Origin of the sequence: Herbaspirillum rubrisubalbicans (genome assembly GCF_003719195.1) — a bacterium.
GTDB lineage: Bacteria > Pseudomonadota > Gammaproteobacteria > Burkholderiales > Burkholderiaceae_D > Herbaspirillum > Herbaspirillum rubrisubalbicans.
In genome coordinates this window covers 2590195-2610263 of record NZ_CP024996.1, presented here as the reverse complement: position 1 = coordinate 2610263, position 20069 = coordinate 2590195, and the positions used below count along the sequence as shown (strand labels likewise).

Here is a 20069-nt window from a genome sequence, read left to right as displayed (position 1 = left end):
TTCCTAATTAGGTAAAAAAAGCGGCGTCCAGCAGACGCCAAGGGCTCACTTCGCACTCAATCACATTCAATCCAGCATCTTCATGGCCATGGCCAGCATCTTCTTGTTCAAATGCGGGCGATGCGCATCGCTTTTGCCCACCACCCGCAAGCCTTGCAGGAAACACAGCAGGGACTTGGCAGCCACCGGAGCATTGAGCTGCGCGGCAATGGAGTGATCTTCCATACCGACCCGGATCAACTCGGCCAAGACGGCTTCCAGGCGCTTGAGCGCCTGTTCAAACAACTGCGCGATCTCTTCTTCCAGTACGCTGGCTTCCACGCCGGTGGCGACCACCAGGCAGCCGAGGCGGCCTGGTTCTCCAGAGGATTGCTCCAGATAATGCGCCAGCAGGCGCGCAACCCGCTCGCGACCGCTGCCCTCGGCGCGTGCAATGGCCCGGATGCGCTCGTGACCACTGGCGACATAGCGCTCGAATGCGGCCATGTAGATGGATTTCTTGTCCTTGAAAGCCTTGTAGAGACTGCCACGCGTCAGACCGGTGGCCTCGACCAGGTCGGCAATCGAGGTCGCACCATAGCCGCGCTGGCGGAACAGGCGGATGGCGCGCTCAAGGACTTCATCGTAGTCGAATTTCCGGGGGCGACCACGCTGGTTTTTTGCGGACAGTTGTGACATTGCGCGATTATGGATCAATTCGTTTCCATATTCAAGTGTGGACAGATCCTGCAGCAACAAGCGCGCGTCTGCATCCCTACAGTGTTCCGTAGCCGCTCCTTTTGCCTTACTCTATCGCCGTCCGGGCAAGCCGCCCGGTGCACTGGAGCGAGGGGATGAGGATACTGCTGGTAGAAGACGACACCATGATCGGCGAAGAAGTGCGTAGCGCCTTGAAGGACGCTTCCTATGCGGCCGACTGGGTCAGCGACGGTGCCCGTGCGCTGGCCGCACTGGCGCAGCAGGATTACGAGGCCGTGCTGCTGGACCTGGGCCTGCCCGGCGCCGATGGGCTCTCGGTATTGCGCCAGCTGCGCAGCCACTCGACCATCCCGGTGCTCATCATCACCGCCCGCGACGGCGTGCAGGATCGCATCGCCGGGCTCGATACCGGTGCCGACGACTACCTGCTCAAGCCCTTCGACATGGGCGAACTGCTGGCGCGCCTGCGCGCGGTAATGCGGCGCAAGTCGGGTGCGGCCACCGATGTCCTGGACAACGGCCAGTTGGCGCTGGATGTGGCCGCCAAGACCGCGCGCTGGCAGCAACAGCCGCCGGTGGCGTTGTCGGCCCGTGAATTCGCGCTGTTACTGGCCCTCATGCGTCGTCCCGGCGCCATCCTCTCGCGCACCGAACTGGAAGAACGCATCTATGGCTGGGGTGAGGAAGTGGAAAGCAATGCGGTGGAATTCCTGATCCATTCACTGCGCAAGAAACTGGACCGCGACGCCATCAAGAACGTCAGGGGCATGGGATGGATGGTCGCACGCCACACCGGCCACGCATGAGGCGCTCCCTCCAGGCACGCCTGTCGCTGGCGCTGACGCTGGCCATCCTGCTGGTGGCCGTGGGGGCTGGTGGCTTCGGTTTCATCAGTGCCTACCGCGAGTCCATCCGGGTGCAGGACGACCTGCTCATGCAGGTCGGCGCACTGCTGGCCCGCGTCGGCGGCAGCTTGCCAGCCGAGGGCGCGGTGGGTAGCTATCCGGGCAACGATCACGAATCGCGCATCAGCGTGCAATGGTTGCCCGGGCCAGACACCGATACCGATACGGTCGGGGTCAAGGACGAACTGCCGCTGCCGGCCGGGCTGAAGGATGGCTTCCAGACCGTCTTCATGGTGCACGAGGATTTCCGCGTCTACGTCCAGCCGCTGCCCTCGGGCCGGCGCATCGTGCTCGCGCAGGAAACTGACGCCCGCAATAGCATCGCCTACCAAAGCGCCTGGCGCGCACTGCTCCCTGTGCTGATCCTGGTGCCGGTGCTGCTGTTGGCGCTACGCCGCATCGTGCGCAAGCTGTTCGCCCCGCTGTCTAGCCTGCGCCAGGAGATCGACCAGCGCCGCGACGACCAGCTCGCCCCCATTGCCACGGCCGCCCTGCCCACGGAAATCGCCCCCTTCGTGGAAGCCATCAACCGCCTGCTGACCCGCGTGCAGAACGCCATGACCACCCAGCGCCGCTTCGTGGCCGATGCCGCCCATGAATTGCGCACACCGCTCACGGCCCTGTCCTTGCAGGCAGAACGGCTGCAACAGAGCGAGCTCTCCGACACCGCCCGCGAACGTCTGCAACGCCTGAGCAGCGGTATCGAGCGCAGCAAGGCGCTGGTGACGCAATTGCTGGCCCTGGCGCGGACCCAGTCCCAAGGGATGACCGAGCCAGTGGCGCGCAGCCGCTTCGCCTTGCGCGAGGCGGTGCGACCGGTGCTGGAAGACTTATTACCGTTGGCCCAGCACAAGGACATCGACCTGGGCGTCGACAGCAGCCTGGACGCCGAGGTGGACACCAGCCTGGCCGACCTGCAATTACTGTTAAGCAACCTGATCGACAACGCCATCCGCTACACCCCGGCCGGTGGCTGCATCAGCCTGGCCCTGGTGACGGGCGCCCAGGTCCGGCCTGGCATGGCAAGACTGGAGCTCACCGACAACGGCCCCGGCATCCCGGCCGCCGAGCGCGAGCGCGTGTTCGAGCCCTTCTACCGGCTTGATCCGTCCGCTGCGCCCGGTTCCGGGCTGGGCCTGGCCATTGCGCAATCGCTGGCCCAGCGGCTGGGCATCACCATTGGGCTGGAGATGGCCGATCCAGTGGCGCAGCGCGGTTTGCGGGTGGTGTTGGATATTCCGGCGCCGGAGTGACGTTTTTTTGAGGCAAGCTAATCTTGGACTAAGTTTCAGGGTTTACCATCTCGCTACCGATGTGCATCTAGGAATCCGAATGAACAATATCGACAATCCCCTCCCGCAACCCACCCGCTATCACCCCTATTCCGTGATCCTGCACTGGGTCATGTTCCTGCTCTTCGTGGTGGCGCTGGCCACCATCGAGTATCGCGAAGACATCCCCAAGGGCGACCCACTGCGCGACCTGCTGCGCACGGTACACATGCACGCCGGCCAACTGGTGCTGATCCTGGTGATACTGCGCCTGATCGCCCGCAAGATGCTGGGCGTGCCGCCCGAGCTGCCCATGCCCAAGTTGCAGCGCCTGGGCGCGCACGCGGTGCACTTGCTGCTGTATGTCGTGATGATCGGCCTGCCGCTGACCGGCATCCTGTTCACCCAGGCTGGTGGCCGCGATGTGGTGTTCTTCGGCATGACCCTGCCGGTGATCCTGGCCAAGGACATGGCCCTGCGCGGACCGATCAAGGAAGTGCATGAATTGATGGGCAACGCGGTCTATTTCCTGGTCGGCCTGCACGTGCTGGGCGCGCTGTGGCACCAACTGTTCGACCGGATGCCGATCCTGCAGCGCATGTCGCTGCGGTCTTCCGGCAAGCCCTGAACCAGCAGCACCCCAACTGCCCGGCCCATGCGCCGGGCTTTTTTCATGTCGATGCGCAACGATCCTGGTCCGCTACGGTAGGAAAATGCAGCCGGCATTCGGCCCCTGCGCCATCGCTGCGGTTGCCCAGGCTGATGCTGGCGCCATAGCCCTCCAGCACGGCGCGCACGATGGATAGTCCCAGCCCGGCGCCGCTGGTCTGCTGCACTTGCGAGGCGCGCCCACGATAGAAACGCTCGAACAGCAGGCCCATGTCGGTGGCCGCCACGCCCGGCCCGCGGTCGGCCACCACCAGGGTGGCACCACTGGCATCGCTGCTGACGCTGACCTCGATGGCGGTATCCGGTGGCGAGAACTTGATGGCGTTATCCAGCAGGTTGTTCAACACCAGCATGGCGGCCCGCTCGCCGATGCGTGCCTGGACCGCTTGCGGCGCCTGCAGGACCAGGCGGATGCGGCGCGCCTCGGCCACGCCCTGCCAGCGGGCCAGGGCTTCGCGCACCAGGGAATCCAGGCCAATGCACTCCATGCTGCGCCCCTCCTGCCCCGCATCCAGCCGCGCCAGTTGCAGCAATTCCTCGACCATGCTGGTGAGCCCACCCACTTCATCCAGGCAGGATTGCAGGGTCGCCACATAATCCTCGGCCGAACGCGGGCGGCGCAGGGCCAGTTCGATCTCGGTGCGCAGGCGTGACAAGGGCGAGCGAATCTCGTGGGCCGCGTTGGCGGTGAAATTGCGTTGCAGCTCGAAGGCCCGCTCCAGCCGCGCCAGCATGGAATTGAGGGTGTCCACCAGATGCCCGATTTCATCGTCGCTGTCGGGGTCGGCCAGGCGTTCGCCGAGATTGGCGTCGCTGATGCGCCGCGCCTGCGCCGCAATGCGGTCCACGGTGCCGAACAGGCGATTGGTCAGCAAGGCACTGGCCGCTGCCAGGGCCACCAGCAGCGCCACCGCCAGCCCGGCGAAGAGCAAGGCGGCCGAGCCCAGGATATGGTCGGCATCATCCAGGGAACCGGCCACCAGTACCGCGTACCGCTGCTGGCCCAGACGCACCGGCACCGAGACCATGCGCAGCGGTTCTTCGCTAGCATGGGGCAAGGTCTCGAAGACGGTCTGTCCTTGGGCCAATCGCTTGAGCAGGCTGGCCGAGACCGGCAGCGTGCCGGCGCCGAGGTTGTTGCTGCGCCCGAGGATGTGACCATCGGCATCAATGATCTGCACCAGCCGATCCAGCCGCACCAGCGACGGCGGCGCAGTACCCGGACTGGGCTCATGGACGTGGATCGAGGGGTCGCGCCCTTCGGCAATCAGGCCGGCCTCGGTCTCGCCCAGCGCCAGCAGCGCCGCATCCAGTTGCCCTCGCACTGATTCCGACAGCAGCCACCAGCCGGTGGCGGCGGCGCAGGTGACGATCATCACCACCGCCATCAGGTGGACCAGCAACAGGCGTTTGCGGAATCCCATGATTATTGCTGCCCTTGGCGTCGGATGCAAAAACCCTGACCGCGCAGGGTTTCGATCATGGCCGGGCGACCTTCGGTATCGATCTTGCGGCGCAGGTTCTTGATGTGGACATCGATCAGGTTGTCGATGGCAATGAGGTCGGCGTGCCACACTTGCTCGGCCAGTTGCTGGCGGCTCACCACGTTGCCGGCATGGCGCACCAGCAGCACCAGCACCGCGTATTCCTTTTGCGTGAGATCGAGCCGCTGGCCGTCGCGCAACACCTCATGGGCCAACAGGTCGATGCGCAGGTCGGCCAGTTGCAGATGCATCACCTGAAGCTGGCTGGGACGGCGCAGCAAGGCGTGCAGGCGCGCCAGCAATTCCTCGAAGGCGAAGGGCTTGGCCAGGTAATCATCCACACCGGCATTGAGGCCCTCGACCTTTTCTCCCAACGCGTCGCGTGCGGTCAGCATCAGGATCGGCCATTGCACCTGGGCCTGACGCACGCGCTGGCACAGGGTCAGGCCGTCGATGCCGGGCAACATGCGGTCGAAGATGGCCACATCGAAAGCGCTGCCGAGATGGGCCAGCGCCTCTTCGCCGCTGTGCGCCACGACCACCTCGAAGCCCTCTTCCTGCAAGCCCTGGGCCAGCAGCCGTGCGGCTTTCTTGTCATCTTCCACCAGCAGGATATGCATGAAGTCCTGGTCCCATCGATCATCAAAAACGTTATCCAAAGCGTTGTCAGCAAGTCCGCTTCCTGAAGAACAATTCAGAAACTGCTGCATTCGGGCCACCTATCATAGCGAAGTTTTCTGCAGCTCGACAGCACACGCAGGCTGGTGCGGCGAGCGCGAAACGCATCGGCGTTCACGCCACGGGGGGATACCACCCATCCCCATCTCCACGCATCACGCACAGCCCACGGTGCCACCATGAACCACAACATCCTTACGCGCAGGCGCCTGGTCGTCCTGCTCGGCGCAGTCGTCACGCTTGCCCTGACCGTTCGCGGCGTATTGCCGCTCATGGCCAATGAGGTCAAGAGCCCGGTCGCCAGTCCCGTACTCACTCATGAAGGTGAGACCATCGTCATCCCTCCCGCGTCGGCCTTGCGCGATAGTCTGAAGACCGCCTTGATCGAACAGCGCAGCATCGCCATCCCCTTCAGCCTGCCGGCCTCGGTGGAAGCCGATCCGGCACGGCTGGCCAAGATCCTGCCGCCCACCACCGGACGTATCGTGAGCATCCAGAAGCGGCTGGGCGATGCAGTCAAGGCCGGTGATGTGCTCTTCGAGATCGAATCCTCGGACCTGGCCCAGGCCGTGAGCGATGAGCGCAAGGCGCAATCCACGCTGGCCCTCACGCGCCGCAACCTGGAACGCCAGCGCAGCCTGGACCGGGCCAACATCTCCGCGCGACGCGACCTGGAACAGGCGCAAAGCGACTATGAACAAGCCGACAGCGAAGCCGCCCGCGCTCACGCCCGCGTGGCCGCACTGGGCGGTACGGCAGCCTCCGGCGGCTCTGCCAGGCTGGCCGTGCGCGCGCCGGTCAGCGGTCACGTGATTGAGCTCAATGCCGCCGTCGGCAGCTTCTGGAATGACAACACCGCCTCAGTGATGACGGTGGCCGACCTGTCTTCGGTCTATGTCACCGCCAGCGCCCAGGAAAAAGACCTGGCGCGCCTGCACATCGGCCAGGATGCCGAGATCGCGCTGGACGCCTATCCCGGCCAGCCGCTGCAGGCCAAGGTCAAATCGGTGGGCCAGGTGCTGGACCCGGATACCCGTACCGTGAAGGTGCGCATCCTGGTGACCAACACCGATGAACGACTCAAGCCCGGCATGTTCGCCCAGGCCACCTTGCGTGAGCAGGCCCATGCCGGCCTGCTGGTGCCGATGACGGCGGTGGTGCAAAGCGGCTTTGCCAATCGTGTCTTCGTCGAGGTCGCGCCCTGGAAGTTCGAGGCCCGCAAGATCATGCTGGGCGCGCAGGTGGGCAATGACGTCGAGGTCACCGATGGCCTGCAGGCCGGCACCCGCGTGGTGGTCAAGGATGGAGTGCTGCTCAATGATTGAACGTCTTGTCTCCCTCTGCTTCCAGCGGCGCGGCATCGTCCAGCTGGTGTTCCTGCTGGCCGCGTTGTATGGCTGGTACTGCTGGAACCAGCTGCCCCTTGAAGCCTATCCCGACATTGCCGATGTCACCTCACAAGTGGTGACCCAGGTCAATGGCCTGGCTGCCGAAGAAGTGGAACAGCAGATCACCATCCCGCTGGAGCGCCAGATCATGGGCACCCCGGGAATGCATGTGATGCGCTCAGAAAGCACCTTCGGCCTATCCCTGATCACCGTGGTCTTCAATGACGGCGCCGAAGACTACTGGTCGCGCCAGCGCCTGCAGGAACGCATCTCTGCGGTCAGCCTGCCCTACGGCGCACAACCGGGACTGGATGCCCTGACCTCGCCCATCGGCGAGATCTACCGCTATACCCTGCAATCGAAGACACGCGACCTGCGCGAACTGTCCGAACTGCAGTTCTGGAAGGTCATTCCGCGCTTGAAGCAGGTGCCGGGCGTGGTGGACGTCTCCAACTTCGGCGGCCTGACCACCCAGTTCATGCTGGAACTGGACCCGGCCAAGCTGATCAAGTACAACACCTCGCTGAACCAGATCAGCCAGGCCATCTCGGCCAACAACGCCAATGCCGGCGGCAGCATCATGAAGCGCGGTGAACAGGGTCTGGTCATTCGTGGCGTCGGTCTGATCCGCAGTCTCGATGACCTGGGCAACATCGTGGTGTCGCAAAAGAATGGCGTGCCGGTGCTGGTCAAGGACCTGGGCCGCGTGGTGCTAGGCAACCAGGAACGCCACGGCGTGCTGGGTATCGACCACCAGTCCGACGCCATCGAAGGCATCACCCTGTTGCTCAAGAATGAAAACCCCTCGCGCGTGATGGACGGCGTGCACGCGGCGGTGCAGGACTTGAACGACCATATCCTGCCCAAGGATGTGAAGATCGTTCCCTACATCGACCGCAGCAAGCTGGTCGAGGCGACCGTACACACGGTGGGCAAGACCCTCGTCGAAGGCATGTTGCTGGTCTCGCTGGTGCTGTTCCTGTTCCTGGGCAGCCCGCGCGCGGCGGCCATCGTGGCCATCACGATTCCGCTGTCGCTGTTGACGGCCTTCATCCTGATGCACCACTTCAATATTCCGGCCAACCTGCTCTCGCTGGGGGCGATTGACTTCGGCATCCTGGTCGATGGCGCCATCGTGCTGGTGGAAAGCATCCTGCGCCTGCGCGAGGAGCGACCGCAAGGCGAGATCAGCGGTGAGGACGTGCTGCGCCTGATGCGCCAACTGGCGCGCCCGATCTTCTTCGGCATGTTGGTCATCATCATCGCCTACCTGCCGCTGTTCGCCTTCCAGCGCATCGAATACAAGCTGTTCTCGCCAATGGCCTTCGCGGTCGGCTTCGCCCTGGTGGGCGCCCTGCTGGTGGCCTTGTTGTTGACGCCCGGCTTGTCGTGGATGGCCTATCGGCGACCGGTCAAGGTGTTCCACAATCCGGTGCTGGTGTGGCTGGAGCCACGCTATCGCAAGGTGCTGGACAAACTGGTGGGCAAGTCGCGCTTCGTACTGGCCGCCACGCTACTGACCCTGGCAGCCATCGGTGTGCTGGGGGCGACCATCGGTCGCGACTTCCTGCCTTACCTGGATGAGGGGTCGATCTGGTTGCAGGTGCAACTGCCACCGGGGATCTCGCTGGACAAGGCTAGCGAACTGGCCGACCGCCTGCGTGCGGCGACCCATGAATTCCCTGAGGTCGAGCACATCGTCACCCAGGTCGGTCGCAACGATGATGGTACCGATCCCTTCACGCCTTCGCACATCGAATGCGCGGTGACCCTGCACCCCTATTCGGAATGGAAATCCGGCTGGACCAAGCAGGAACTGATCGCCCACATGTCGGAGCGCTACAAGAAACTGGCCGGCATCGATGTCGGCTTTACCCAGCCCATGATCGATGGCGTGCTCGACAAGCTTTCCGGTTCGCACAGCGACCTGGCGGTGAAAATCTTTGGCAATGACTTCGGCGAAATGCGCGTGCTGGCCAATGCGGTCCAGGGCGTGTTGCAGGACGTACCGGGTGCGGCCGACGTGGTGATCGACCAGGAACCGCGCCTGCCGCAGGTGCGGGTGAACGTGGATCGTGCCGCAGCAGCCCGCCTGGGCATCAACGTCTCCGACATCATGGCCCTGATCCAGACCGGCATCGGCGGCAGCCCCGTGACCCAGGTCTTCATCGAGGAACGCAGCTACAACGTGGCCGCAGTCTTCAATGATGGCGCACGCTCCACCCCCGAAGCGCTGGGCAACCTGACCCTGGTGGCCGCCAATGGCGCGCATGTGGCCTTGTCGCAGGTGGCGCATATCACCATGGAAGATGGCGAAACCACCATCACCCGGGAAATGAACCGCCGTCATCTGACCGTGCGCCTGAACCTGCGCGGCCGCGACCTGGCTTCCTTCCTGGATGACGCCAAGGCGCGCATCGCCCAGCAGGTGCACTACGACCATTCGCGCTACGAGATCGCCTGGGGCGGCCAGTTCGAGAACCAGCAACGGGCCCAGTCACGCCTGGCGCTGATCCTGCCGATGGCACTGGCCTTCATGTTCGTGCTGCTCTTTGCCGAGTTCAAGAACCTGCGCCAGCCAGCACTGATCCTGCTGTGCGTGCCGCTGGCGACGCTGGGTGGCCTGGTGGCGCTGCACCTGCGCGACATGACCCTGAACGTTTCTTCCGCGGTGGGCTTCATTGCGCTATTCGGGGTGGCGGTCTTGAACGCCATCATCATGATGTCCAACCTGAACCGCTGGGTCAGCCAATCCGGCCTGCCCTTGCGCGAGGCGGTCATCGGCGGGGCGCTGGAACGGATGCGACCGGTGCTGATGACGGCCACCGTGGCCGCGCTCGGCCTGGTGCCGGCCGCCATCGCCCATGGCCTGGGCAGCGACGTGCAACGGCCGCTGGCGACCGTGGTGGTGGGTGGGCTCATGAGCGCCACCGTGCTGACCCTGGTGCTGCTGCCAGCGCTGTACTACCTGATCGAATCGAAGCTGGCCCAGCGTGCCGGCAGCGCCCCGCATGACCATGCCAACGCCCGTTGAGGATGCCCCCATCATGTCCCTGAGATTGTCTCCCTCCCTCCCCTTGCGCTGGCGCGGCCTGGCCGGCGCCACCGCGCTGGGCCTGAGCTTCGGCCTGCCGCTGGGCGGCTGCGCCGTCGGCCCGGATTTCAAGCAACCGGCGGCGCCCCAGGTCAGCGCCTACACCGCCGAACATATCGAAGCCTCGCAGGCCATCGACGGCCAGCGCTTCGTCGCGGGTCAGGATGTGGCCGGCCAATGGTGGAAGGCCTTCGGCTCGCCGGTGTTGGATAGCCTGGTCGATGACGCCCTGGCCCACAACGCCGACCTGCAAGCGGCCCAGGCCGCGCTGCGTGCCGCCCGCGAAACGGCGGCCTCGCAAAGTGGTTCACTCTTGCCCAGTGTCGACCTGCACTTCATGCCGACACGCCAGAAGGTGGCCGACACCCTGGCCAGCCCGCTGGCCGACAACAGCTACATCTACAACCTGCATACCGCCCAGCTCAACATCGCCTACAGCCCCGACATCTTCGGCGGCACCCGGCGCCAGATCGAGGCCGGTCGGGCCCAGGCCGAGGTGCAGCGCTTCCAGCGCAATGCCACCTACCTGACCCTGATATCGAACGTGGTGCTGGCCGTGGTCAACGAAGCCGCGCTGCGCGAACAATTGCAGGCTGCCGAAAAGGCCGAGGCACTGGCCACGCAGCAGCTCGAACTGGTACGCCAGCAGCGCGCACTCGGGGCACTGGGCCTGGCTGACGTGGCCGCCCAGGAAAGCCTGCTGGCCCAGGCCCAGGCGGTCTTGCCGCCTCTGCGCAAGCAACTGGCGCAGCAACGCGACCAGATCGCGGTACTGGTCGGTCGTTTCCCCGGACAAGGCGGCACGCCCACGCTGGCCTTGTCAGCTCTGAAGCTGCCATCTGAATTGCCCTTGAGCCTGCCCTCCACGCTGGTGCAGCAGCGTCCTGACGTGCGTGCCGCCCAGGCGCAATGGCAGGCCGCCTCGGCCCAGGTCGGGGTGGCCATCGCCAATCGCCTGCCCGCCTTCAACATCACCGGCACCATCGGCAGCTCGGCACAGGACATCTCCAAGCTCTTTACGTCCGGTCCCGGCTTCTGGACCCTGGGCCTGGACCTGGCCACGCCCATCTTCCACGGCGGCAGCCTGCAGCACCAGCAACGCTCCGCCGAGGCCGGCTTGGAGCAGGCCAGTGCGCAATACCGCAGCGTGGTGCTGGGCGCGTTCCAGAACGTGGCCGATACCTTGCACGCCATGGCTGCCGATGCCGATGCCTTAAAGGCCGCCGCCCGCGCCGAAGACGCCGCCCAGCGCAGCTTCGATGCCGCTCAGGCGCAATGGAAGGCGGGCCTGGCCGGCTATCCGCAAGTGCTGCTGGCACAGCAGAACCTGCTCACGGCCAGCCAGTCGCGCGTGCAGGCGCAGGCAGGCCGACTGGCCGATACCGTGGCGCTGTTCCAGGCGCTCGGAGGCGGCTGGTGGCACCAGGATCTGTAACAGCGACATCGATGAAAAAAAGGGAGAGGCGGCCAGCGTGTCGCCAGCCATAGCCATGCACATGAAACGCTACCTGATGGCGCTACTGCTGCCGCTGCCCGTGCTGGCCCTGGCCACAGAAGAATCCAGCGATGAAGACTGGAACCTGCATGGCCAGGCCACCTACGTGTGGCAACGCAAGTCGCCCTTCCAGGCTGCCTACAGCGGCCCCAACAGTCTGGGCACCCAGGCCGAGAAGTCGTATTCCTTCTCCGGTACGCTGTTCTTCGGGCTGCGCCTGGCACCCGGCAGTGAACTGTACTTCAACCCCGAGGTGGTGCAATCGGTGCCCATGTCGGGCCTCACCGGGCTGGGCGGGATGATCAATTCGGAGCAGCAGAAGAGCTCCGGCCCCAATCCCACCTTCTATCGCGCCCGCCTGTTCCTGCGCCAGACCTGGAACCTGGACGGCGAGGCGACCCGACTGGATTCCGGCCAGAACCAACTGGCCAGTACCGTCAGCGCGCGTCGGGTGGTGGTGACTGCCGGCAACTACGCCATCACCGATATCTTCGACAACAACGCCTACGCCCACGATGGCCGCACCCAGTTCCTCAACTGGTCACTCCTGACCTACGGTGCATTCGACTACGCCGCCGATACTCGCGGCTACACCTGGGGCGCGGCGCTTGAGTACTACGACCAGGACTGGGTGTATCGCTATGGTCGCTACCTCGTGCCGGAGCAATCCAACGGCCAGCAACTCGATACCCGCATCTTGCGCCATTACGGCGACCAGGCCGAAATCGAGCACGACCACCAGATCGGCGGCCAGCCGGGCAAGCTGCGCCTGCTGGTATTCCACAACCGCGTGGTCAGCGGCAGTTTCCGCGATGCCCTGGCCGCAGCCGCAGCCAATGGCGGCCCGCCCTCGGTGGCGGCGGTACGCAAGCCACAGGACAAGTACGGCCTGGGCTTTTCGGCCGAACAGAACCTGGCCGCCGATATCGGCATCTTCTTGCGCGCCAGCTGGAACGATGGCAAGACCGAGACCTATGCCTTTACCGAGGTCGAGCGTTCCCTCACGGTGGGCGCCTCCATCAGCGGGCAGCGCTGGGAGCGTGCCGACGATGTACTGGGCGTAGCGCTCATCCGCAACGGCTTGTCGGCGGCCCATCGGGATTACCTGGCCGCGGGCGGCATGGGCGTGTTCATCGGCGATGGCCGCATCAACTATCGGCCCGAGCAGATCCTGGAGGCCTACTACAACCTGCGCCTGGCCAAGGACAGCACCGTGGCGCTGGATCTGCAAAAGATCTTCAACCCGGCCTACAACGCCGACCGCGGGCCGGTACTGGTACTGGGTGCGCGGCTGCATACCGAATTCTGATACGGGCGCTACCTGCATCGCCCCCAAAGCTAGGAGACCTAGTCATGACCCTGTCCTGCAAGAACACCGCCACGCTGCTGGCAATACTGACCCTGCTGGCCCTGTCGGCCTGCTCATGGACGAGCCCGTCCGACATTCACACCTCCGTAGGTGTGGTGCAAGGCTTCATCGATGCCCAAGCCCAGGTCGGGTTACTGCCCCCCTGCGTGGCCAGCCACCTCACGCAGTTGCGTGAGGGCACCCGCTTTGCGGTCATCCGCTATGAACATTGGGCCAGTCATTTCAAGACCACCACGTATGCCGTGATCCCCTCGGCAATGAAGCTGCAGCTGCATCAACGCGTGGAGATCGAAGCGGGGCAATGTTCCCATGACGAACTGGCCGTCATCGTGCAAGATACGAATCTTCCCGACCATGAAGGAGCCAAGTGATGCCGGACAAGAACGAGAAGAACGACAAGACCACCATCCACTGGCTGGCGCAGCCCGAGGAACACGACTACCCGGCGGCCCAGTCCTTTCTGAACCTGCTCTATGACGACAAGCAGAGCGCCGACCTGGTGCAGCGCCTGCGGGCTGCGCCGATGTCCGGCTTCAAGGCCAAGGATATCCTGCGCGCCTCCGGCCTCTCGCCGCTGGGCATGAACAACGCCCATGTCGAAAAGGACGTGCAGAAGATCAAGGCTGGCACACCGCTCTCGCCGCTGCTGCTGATGCGCCAGGAAGGCGTGCGCACCGTGGTGGCCGATGGCTACCATCGGCTGTGCGCCGTCTACAGCCTGGACGAAGACGCCACGATCCCCTGCAAGATCGTCTGAACCATTCCAGGTCGCCGCTGTAGCACTGGCCGCTTCAGGCCGCCATATCGATCACCAGGCCATCATCCTCAGGTACATCGCCATGGTCCAGCCGGAAGGCGCCGACCAGCTTGCTCATGCGCTCGGTGGCCAGGCGCATGGCCTCGGCGGCGGCCGCCGATTGCTGGACCAGCACGGCGTTGTGCTGGGTCACCTGATCCATGGCGCTCACCGCCTGGGCGATCTGCACTACGCCGGCGGACTGCTGCACGCTCACGCTGGCCATCTCGGCAATCACCTGGCTGACCCGGTCGACCTTGCTCACCACCTCCTGCATGGTCTGACCGGCCACCTGAGCGCGCTGGCAGCCCTCTTCGATACTCTGTACCGAGGCCCCGATCAGGCGCTTGATTTCATGCGCGGCGTCCGCCGAGCGCTGCGCCAGAACCCGCACTTCGCTGGCCACCACGGCAAAGCTGCGGCCCTCGCTGCCAGCGCGAGCCGCTTCCACGGCAGCGTTCAAGGCCAGGATATTGGTCTGGAAGGCGATGGCATCGATCACCGAGATGATGTCCACGATACGTCCGGCCGCGCCCTGCAACACGTTCATGGCCTCGACTACTTGGCTGACCGCCGCCCCGCCATCGACCGCTCCCCGTGCTGCCGACTCGGCCAGGGCACTGGCTTGACGGGCGTGTTGCGCGCTCTGTTGCACGGTACTGCTCAATTGCTCCATGGCCGCCGCCGTCTGTTGCAGCGAACTGGCCTGCTGCTCCGAACGCATGGCCAGATCCAGCGCGCCGTCGGCGATGTCGCCGGCCGAACCGCGCATGACCCGCGCACTCTGCCGCACCTGGCGCACGATATGGCTCAAGCCCTGGCGCATGTGTTGCAGGGATGAGAGCAATTGCCCGGTTTCGCCCTTGAGCTCGACCTCGATGACCCCGCTCAGATCGCCCTGCGCCACGCGGGTGGCCACCTGGGCGGCCTGGGACAGCGGCCCGGCAATCAGGCGATACAGGCTCACCAGGCTCAATGCCAGCACCACCAGCACCAGCCCCGCCAACACATAGGTGAGGACATTGAGGCGATCGGCCCGTTGTTGTGCCTGGGCGATCTCATACGTGGTGCGGGCCTCCAGCATGGCCAGGAAATCGTCGACCGGGCGCATGATCCTGGCCTTCTCCAGATGGTAGGCATGGTCGTGCATGAGCGTGCGAGCTTGCTCCAGGTCCGGTTCGGCCAGACGAAAAAAGCCCCCCTGTTGATCCTGGTAACGCCCCTTGATCATCTGCATGGCACGCGTCTCGGTAGCCACCAGGGCGTCGGAATTGTTCTTGGCCTCCATCAGCTTGTCCATTTCCGCCCGGCTGAAGCCGGCCTGGCGCATGAGGCTCTCCAGCGAAGCCGTCAGCGTGCTGTCCGGGCGCGGCGGCTGGCCATCGGCGGCAACCAGATCCCAGTAGATGCGCTGGTAGTGCTGCGGGCGGGGCCGCTTGCCATCGCGGATATCCAGGATGGCCTGATATTGCTGCTCATAGTCGGGGTTGCCGGTCACCACATAGGTACGCGCCAGGCGCGTGAGGTCGTCCGAACTCTGGCGTAGTTCACTGGCCAGTTGCTGGGACAGATGATGCCGCGCGTGGGCTTCGGCCAGGACATGGTTGGCCTGCGCCTCGGCCACCGCCACGGCCACCAGCAGCGCCATGATGAGCACCACGGAGACCGTCAGCGCCAGCAAGATCTGCCTGATCGAAAAACGTTTGTAAATGGACATCTTTTCCCTCCCTGTTCGTCTGTAGATGCAGCAGCCTCTGCGCCTACAGCCTGATGGGCTGTGCTTGGCGGGCCGGCAGGGGGGACGATACGTGGGGCAGAAGGACTTGGGCGGAATGACAAAAATATGCTGGAACAATCTCGAATTACTTCGTTTTTTCTCTCGAATAAATTTGAATTTCTCTCTAAAACTATCCTGTTTAATGACAAAAACATCAGCCCATATTCTTGCTATCAGAGACAGTTTGCTCACGATCAGGTGAGCGTCAGCAGAAAACCGCATCAAGGTTCACAATAGCGGTCCTACTGATGCAGCATCCTTCCCCCTTTCCATGAGCACCCTCGCCAAGCATCCTCCCAACCACCCGCGTTTCCTGCTGTTCCTGATCTGTGCCTTCGCCTCGGCCGGTCAGTTGGCCATCGACCTGTACGTGCCGGCCTTGCCGAAGATGGCCATCGACTACGGCACCTCGGCCCAGGCCATCCAGATCAGCGTGACCGCCTACCTGATCGCCTATGCCTTCGGTCAACTGGTGTTCGGCCCGCTGGCCGACGCCTATGGCCGCAAGCGCGTCCTGATGCTGGGCCTGGGCCTGTTCACGCTGGGCTGCGTGCTCTCGCTGGCAGCACCCAACCTGGAAACCTTCGTCGCCGCGCGGGTGCTGCAAGGCTTTGGCATTGCCGCCACCAACCTGCTGGCCAAGGCCATCATCACCGACTCCTTCAGCGGGCAAACCCTGATCCATGCCTACACCTACATGGCCACCGCCTGGGGGCTAGCGCCCATCGTGGCGCCGGTGATCGGCGCGCACCTGCAGGAAGCCTTTGGCTGGCGCTCCTGCCTGGTATTCCTGTTGGTCTATTCCTTGGGGATGTGGGTCATCCTGTGGCGCTACCGTGAAACCCTGGCCCAGCCGGTGCACCTGCATCCGGGCACGCTGTTCAAGAATGCCCGCCTGGTGCTGGCCAGCCCGGTGTTCCAGAGCTGCTTCCTGGCGCAGGGCCTGTGCTACAGCATCCTGCTGGTGTTCAACATCGTCGGGCCCTTCATGGTGCAAAACACCCTGCAGCAGCCACCGACCTTCTTCGGTTACCTGGCCCTGGCCATTGGCATGATGTATTTCCTGGGTGGCATTTCCAACCGCCTGCACCACCCTCGCCTACCCACCGCCGAGCAGCGCCTGCGCATCGGCGCGCGGGTCATGACGCTGGCCGCTTTCGTGATGCTGGCATTGGCACTGGGCCTGGGCTTGCGAGTGTGGACTTTGATCGTGCCGGTGCTGGTGATGGCTTTCTGCGCCGGCGCGATGTATCCGACGCTGATGGCCAAGGGCAATTCCATCTTCCCGCACATTGCCGGCCTGACCAGCGCCATCCTGGGCTTTGCGCTGCTGCTGGTGTCGTCGGCCATGATGGGGCTGGCCGGTTTCGTATCCATCCATAGCCTTACGCCCCTGGCCGTGTTCTTTTGCATCGTCGCGCTGACGGTGGTGGCCATGGTGGGCAAGCTGCTGCATCACCTGCAGGTGCCGACAGCGGCAGTGTTGCCAACCGGCCTATCAGAAAAACCCTGATAGCCGACCACGCACAGCAGGCATACGATGGGGCCATCGACACTGATTCATTCTCAGGAGAACGCCATGGCCATCATCCCCACCCTGCTGCACTACGCTAGCTACCTCGCGGCTTTCTATGCCTTGTACCTGTTGGCGGGCGCGCTGGGCTTCGGCTTGTTCGTCTGGCAATCGGTCTATCACAAAGCGGCGCGTCAGCCGGTGCGGGTGAAGGTGCGCAATGAACGTGCGCAAGCGCATGAGCGCGATACCTATCACCGCTAAACACTGCTGATCCCGTTGCGGCATGAAAGGGTTGGATTCTCTGAATCCGGCCCTTTTTCATTAGAGATCAGAGGTCAGAGGACTTCGGAAAACCACAAAAAAATTAAAACAATTTAAAACAATTCCTGCTGGGGTGAAGTCACTGCGGCAAAGCTGTCGCCCACGAACACCAGGATGGCATCGGCTACCGGCGCCAGTTGGCGCTCCAGGTAGTGCGCATAGTCGATGGCGGCGCGGCGCTTTTCCAGCGGTTCCGGGCCGGCCGTGGTCATGACGTAGTTGATCCAGCCCCCTTGCTGGTATTGCAGGGGCCGCCCGCCCTCTTCATTGACCTGATCGGCCAGGCGCGCCGCGCGCACATGGGGCGGCACGTTCTTTTCGTAATGGTCGAGCTGGCGCCGCAGGCGCTTGCGATAGACCAGCAGTTCATCCAGTCGCCCAGCCAGCAGATCGGCCACGTAGCCGGTGATGAAGTCACGATAGGGTTCGCCGCGGAAGATGCGCAGGTACAGCGCCTGCTGGAAGCGCTGGGCCAGCGGCGACCAGTCGGTGCGTACCGTTTCCAGCCCCTTGTAGGTGACCTTGTCCTGGCCATCGGCGCTGCGCACGTAGCCGGCGTAACGCTTCTTGCTGCCGGTATCGGAACCGCGGATGTTGGGCATCAGGAAGCGCTGGTAATGCACCTCGAACTGCAGCTCCAGCGCACTCTCCAACCCATATTGCTCGGATAGATGTCGGCGCCACCAGTCATTGATGAGCGCGGTCAGTTGCAGGCCGATCTGGCGCGCCTGCGCATCGTCATGGGGTTTGCGTAGCCAGACGAAGGTGGAATCGGTGTCGCCATAGATCACTTCGACACCCTGCTGCTCGATCAGCTCGCGCGTGCGATGCATGATTTCGTGACCGCGCCGGGTGATGGATGAGGCCAGGCGCGAATCGAAGAAGCGGCAGGCGGTCGAGCCCAGGACTCCGTAGAAGGAATTCATGATGATCTTCAGCGCCTGCTGCAAGGGCTTGTTGCCCTGGGCCTTGGCCACTTCGCGGCCCTGCCAGATCTGTTCGATGATGGCCGGCAGGCTATGGCTCCGGCGCGAAAAGCGCGCCCCGTTGAAACCAGGCACGGTCTGCGCCTCCGGTTCATTGAGGGTGCCATCGACCAAGCCCACCGGATCGATCAGGAAGGTGCGGATGATGCTGGGATACAGGCTCTTGTAATCCAGCACGATCACCGAGTCATACAGCCCCGGGCGAGAATCCATGACGAAGCCGCCCGGACTGGCCAGCGCTTCGGCCTCACCCAGGTTGGGCGCCACATAGCCCTTGCGATGCATATGCGGCAGGTAGAGATGGGTGAAGGCGGCCACCGAGCCGCCGCTGCGGTCGGCCTGCAGGCCGGTGACGCTGGCGCGTTCCAGCAGGAAGGAGAGGATTTCGGTCTTGGCAAAGATGCGCGTGACCAGCTCGCAATCCTTGAGGTTGTAGGTAGCCAGGGCTGCCTTGTCCTCGGCAAACATGCGGTCGATCTCATCCATGCGCTGGTAGGGCGTGGCAATCGCCTTGCCCTCGCCCAGCAGCGATTGCGCCACGTTTTCCAGGCTGAAGGAGGGAAAGTTCCAGAACGCCGAGCGCAGACTTTCGATACCATCGATCACCAGCCGGCCAGGCGCACTCACCAGCAGGTGGTTGGCGCGCAGGCCGTGTTGGCGCCACTCCAGCACGCGCCCGGCACGGCCCAGGCGCAACGTGGTCTGGTATTTCTGCGCTTGCTTTTGCAATACATTAAGGTCGAACTGGACCAGGTTCCAGCCGATGATGGCATCCGGGTCGTGACGTGCCATCCAGGCATTGAGGCAGTCGATCAGCTCCTTGCGCGTGGCGCAGAACTGCAGCTCGAAATCCACCGCCTCGACCGCCCCGCTGGGTGGTCCCAGTGCATAGACGCTGCGCTGGCCGCAGCCTTCGATGGCGATGCTGTAGAGCTCGCCCTGCCAACTGGTTTCGATATCCAGCGAGGCCAGCTTCAGGGGTGGCCGATAGCCCGGCAAGGGGCGGATGCGCGCTTCGACCAGCGCGCCGTGACCGTCATCCACGCCCTGGAAGGCCAACGGTGCGTTGATGAAGCGCTCCATCAGGTAGCGCTCGGGCGGGCGGATGTCGGCTTCATAGACGGCAATACCGGCGGCCAGCAGGGTCTTTTCCATCTTCAGCAGCTTGCGGTACTGGCGCGCATACAAACCCAGCACCGGACGCTGGCTGAAATCCTTCAAATGCTCCAGCGGGCGCAACTCCATGCCGCGTTCGTCCTGGATCAACGCCTGCACCCGCTCGGCCTGTTCCTGCGGCACGAAGGCCACGGCCGGTTGCGGTGGCAGACGCAGGCATTGTGGCCCGTCGTCGGTGGCCAGCCATAGTTCGATCTCGACCCCGGCCGGCGTATCGCGCCAATGGCGCGATACGATGAAACCGGCGCGCTCGCCTGGGCGTAGCTGCGACGGGGGCAAATGGTCCTGTGCGACGGTCACCGGATTGACTACTTGATGTGGTTGAAGACCGCGATTCTACTTGGATGTGCCGGCCCTTGCGCAAACGCCGCAAGCATCGATTGTGAAGAATGCCCAACGCGCTTTTTCAGGTGCAAAGATTTTGGAAAAAATCCCTTTCTTCTCC

At 63.9% G+C, this 20069-nt stretch carries 16 protein-coding genes; 11 read left to right on the top strand and 5 right to left on the bottom strand.

What is annotated here, in order from left to right:
• Window positions 1-66: 66 nt before the first annotated feature.
• Window positions 67-678: a TetR/AcrR family transcriptional regulator gene (locus RC54_RS11765; protein ID WP_061789134.1), complete on the bottom strand. Its 612-nt coding sequence runs from the start codon at window positions 676-678 to the stop codon at window positions 67-69.
• 155 nt (window positions 679-833) lie between these two features.
• On the opposite strand from RC54_RS11765, the gene RC54_RS11760 reads away from it, so the two are divergent.
• The 3 genes from RC54_RS11760 (at window position 834) to RC54_RS11750 (ending at window position 3503) form a co-directional block, all read left to right on the top strand.
• A complete protein-coding gene (locus RC54_RS11760; protein ID WP_061789135.1) occupies window positions 834-1505 on the top strand; it encodes a response regulator transcription factor in 672 nt (223 codons plus the stop codon).
• Entirely contained in the window at window positions 1502-2857 is a 1356-nt protein-coding gene (locus RC54_RS11755) for a sensor histidine kinase (protein ID WP_061789136.1), read from the top strand. Before RC54_RS11760 ends, RC54_RS11755 begins: the two co-directional genes overlap by 4 nt.
• A gap of 79 nt (window positions 2858-2936) precedes the next feature.
• The gene (locus RC54_RS11750; protein ID WP_058895427.1) at window positions 2937-3503 is read left to right on the top strand and encodes a cytochrome b; all 567 of its coding nucleotides are present in this window, start codon (window positions 2937-2939) and stop codon (window positions 3501-3503) included.
• Between the two features lie 43 nt (window positions 3504-3546).
• On the opposite strand, the gene RC54_RS11745 is transcribed toward RC54_RS11750, so the two are convergent.
• Together RC54_RS11745 and RC54_RS11740 are read right to left on the bottom strand one after the other, a co-directional pair.
• A complete protein-coding gene (locus RC54_RS11745) occupies window positions 3547-4968 on the bottom strand; it encodes a sensor histidine kinase (protein ID WP_061789137.1) in 1422 nt (473 codons plus the stop codon).
• Window positions 4969-4970: 2 nt separating this feature from the next.
• The gene (locus RC54_RS11740) at window positions 4971-5648 is read right to left on the bottom strand and encodes a response regulator transcription factor (RefSeq protein WP_058895425.1); all 678 of its coding nucleotides are present in this window, start codon (window positions 5646-5648) and stop codon (window positions 4971-4973) included.
• 237 nt (window positions 5649-5885) lie between these two features.
• On the opposite strand from RC54_RS11740, the gene RC54_RS11735 reads away from it, so the two are divergent.
• From RC54_RS11735 to RC54_RS11710, 6 genes are read left to right on the top strand one after another with little or no spacing between them, the layout of a single operon-like run.
• Complete coding sequence (locus tag RC54_RS11735; RefSeq protein WP_061789138.1) at window positions 5886-7031, top strand: efflux RND transporter periplasmic adaptor subunit; 1146 nt, start codon at window positions 5886-5888, stop codon at window positions 7029-7031.
• Window positions 7024-10128 carry an efflux RND transporter permease subunit gene (locus tag RC54_RS11730; RefSeq protein WP_058895423.1) on the top strand — a complete coding sequence of 1035 codons (3105 nt, stop codon included), beginning with the start codon at window positions 7024-7026 and terminating at the stop codon, window positions 10126-10128. The genes RC54_RS11735 and RC54_RS11730 overlap by 8 nt, the downstream gene beginning before the upstream one ends.
• Window positions 10129-10141: 13 nt before the next feature.
• Window positions 10142-11623, top strand: coding sequence for an efflux transporter outer membrane subunit (locus RC54_RS11725; protein ID WP_231739078.1), 1482 nt, complete (start codon window positions 10142-10144; stop codon window positions 11621-11623).
• Between the two features lie 37 nt (window positions 11624-11660).
• Window positions 11661-12992: a carbohydrate porin gene (locus RC54_RS11720; RefSeq protein ID WP_244216473.1), complete on the top strand. Its 1332-nt coding sequence runs from the start codon at window positions 11661-11663 to the stop codon at window positions 12990-12992.
• Between the two features lie 44 nt (window positions 12993-13036).
• On the top strand, window positions 13037-13423 hold the full coding sequence (locus tag RC54_RS11715) for a hypothetical protein (protein WP_058895420.1): 387 nt from the start codon (window positions 13037-13039) through the stop codon (window positions 13421-13423).
• Window positions 13423-13809 (top strand): hypothetical protein, encoded by a 387-nt coding sequence (locus RC54_RS11710; protein WP_058895419.1) that lies wholly within the window; start codon window positions 13423-13425, stop codon window positions 13807-13809. The genes RC54_RS11715 and RC54_RS11710 overlap by 1 nt, the downstream gene beginning before the upstream one ends.
• Before the next feature lie 34 nt (window positions 13810-13843).
• Here the strand turns inward: RC54_RS11710 and RC54_RS11705 are convergent, their stop codons facing one another.
• On the bottom strand, window positions 13844-15565 hold the full coding sequence (locus RC54_RS11705; protein ID WP_058895418.1) for a methyl-accepting chemotaxis protein: 1722 nt from the start codon (window positions 15563-15565) through the stop codon (window positions 13844-13846).
• Window positions 15566-15896: 331 nt separating this feature from the next.
• On the opposite strand from RC54_RS11705, the gene RC54_RS11700 reads away from it, so the two are divergent.
• Both RC54_RS11700 and RC54_RS11695 read left to right on the top strand, forming a co-directional pair.
• Window positions 15897-17138, top strand: a complete 1242-nt coding sequence (locus RC54_RS11700) for a multidrug effflux MFS transporter (protein WP_058895417.1) — start codon at window positions 15897-15899, stop codon at window positions 17136-17138.
• Window positions 17139-17204: 66 nt separating this feature from the next.
• Window positions 17205-17402 carry a hypothetical protein gene (locus RC54_RS11695; RefSeq protein ID WP_061789140.1) on the top strand — a complete coding sequence of 66 codons (198 nt, stop codon included), beginning with the start codon at window positions 17205-17207 and terminating at the stop codon, window positions 17400-17402.
• Window positions 17403-17515: 113 nt separating this feature from the next.
• Here RC54_RS11695 and RC54_RS11690 read toward each other — a convergent pair whose 3' ends face one another.
• On the bottom strand, window positions 17516-19924 hold the full coding sequence (locus RC54_RS11690; RefSeq protein ID WP_061789141.1) for a DNA polymerase II: 2409 nt from the start codon (window positions 19922-19924) through the stop codon (window positions 17516-17518).
• Between the last annotated feature and the right edge of the window lie 145 nt (window positions 19925-20069).

Coding starts and splice junctions, on each gene's coding strand:
- RC54_RS11765 (WP_061789134.1), bottom strand. CDS start 678: ATGTCACAACTGTCCGCAAAAAACCAGCGTGGTCGCCCCCGGAAATTC.
- RC54_RS11750 (WP_058895427.1), top strand. CDS start 2,937: ATGAACAATATCGACAATCCCCTCCCGCAACCCACCCGCTATCACCCC.
- RC54_RS11710 (WP_058895419.1), top strand. CDS start 13,423: ATGCCGGACAAGAACGAGAAGAACGACAAGACCACCATCCACTGGCTG.
- RC54_RS11700 (WP_058895417.1), top strand. CDS start 15,897: ATGAGCACCCTCGCCAAGCATCCTCCCAACCACCCGCGTTTCCTGCTG.
- RC54_RS11705 (WP_058895418.1), bottom strand. CDS start 15,565: ATGTCCATTTACAAACGTTTTTCGATCAGGCAGATCTTGCTGGCGCTG.
- RC54_RS11715 (WP_058895420.1), top strand. CDS start 13,037: ATGACCCTGTCCTGCAAGAACACCGCCACGCTGCTGGCAATACTGACC.
- RC54_RS11760 (WP_061789135.1), top strand. CDS start 834: ATGAGGATACTGCTGGTAGAAGACGACACCATGATCGGCGAAGAAGTG.
- RC54_RS11755 (WP_061789136.1), top strand. CDS start 1,502: ATGAGGCGCTCCCTCCAGGCACGCCTGTCGCTGGCGCTGACGCTGGCC.
- RC54_RS11725 (WP_231739078.1), top strand. CDS start 10,142: ATGTCCCTGAGATTGTCTCCCTCCCTCCCCTTGCGCTGGCGCGGCCTG.
- RC54_RS11695 (WP_061789140.1), top strand. CDS start 17,205: ATGGCCATCATCCCCACCCTGCTGCACTACGCTAGCTACCTCGCGGCT.
- RC54_RS11735 (WP_061789138.1), top strand. CDS start 5,886: ATGAACCACAACATCCTTACGCGCAGGCGCCTGGTCGTCCTGCTCGGC.
- RC54_RS11745 (WP_061789137.1), bottom strand. CDS start 4,968: ATGGGATTCCGCAAACGCCTGTTGCTGGTCCACCTGATGGCGGTGGTG.
- RC54_RS11740 (WP_058895425.1), bottom strand. CDS start 5,648: ATGCATATCCTGCTGGTGGAAGATGACAAGAAAGCCGCACGGCTGCTG.
- RC54_RS11730 (WP_058895423.1), top strand. CDS start 7,024: ATGATTGAACGTCTTGTCTCCCTCTGCTTCCAGCGGCGCGGCATCGTC.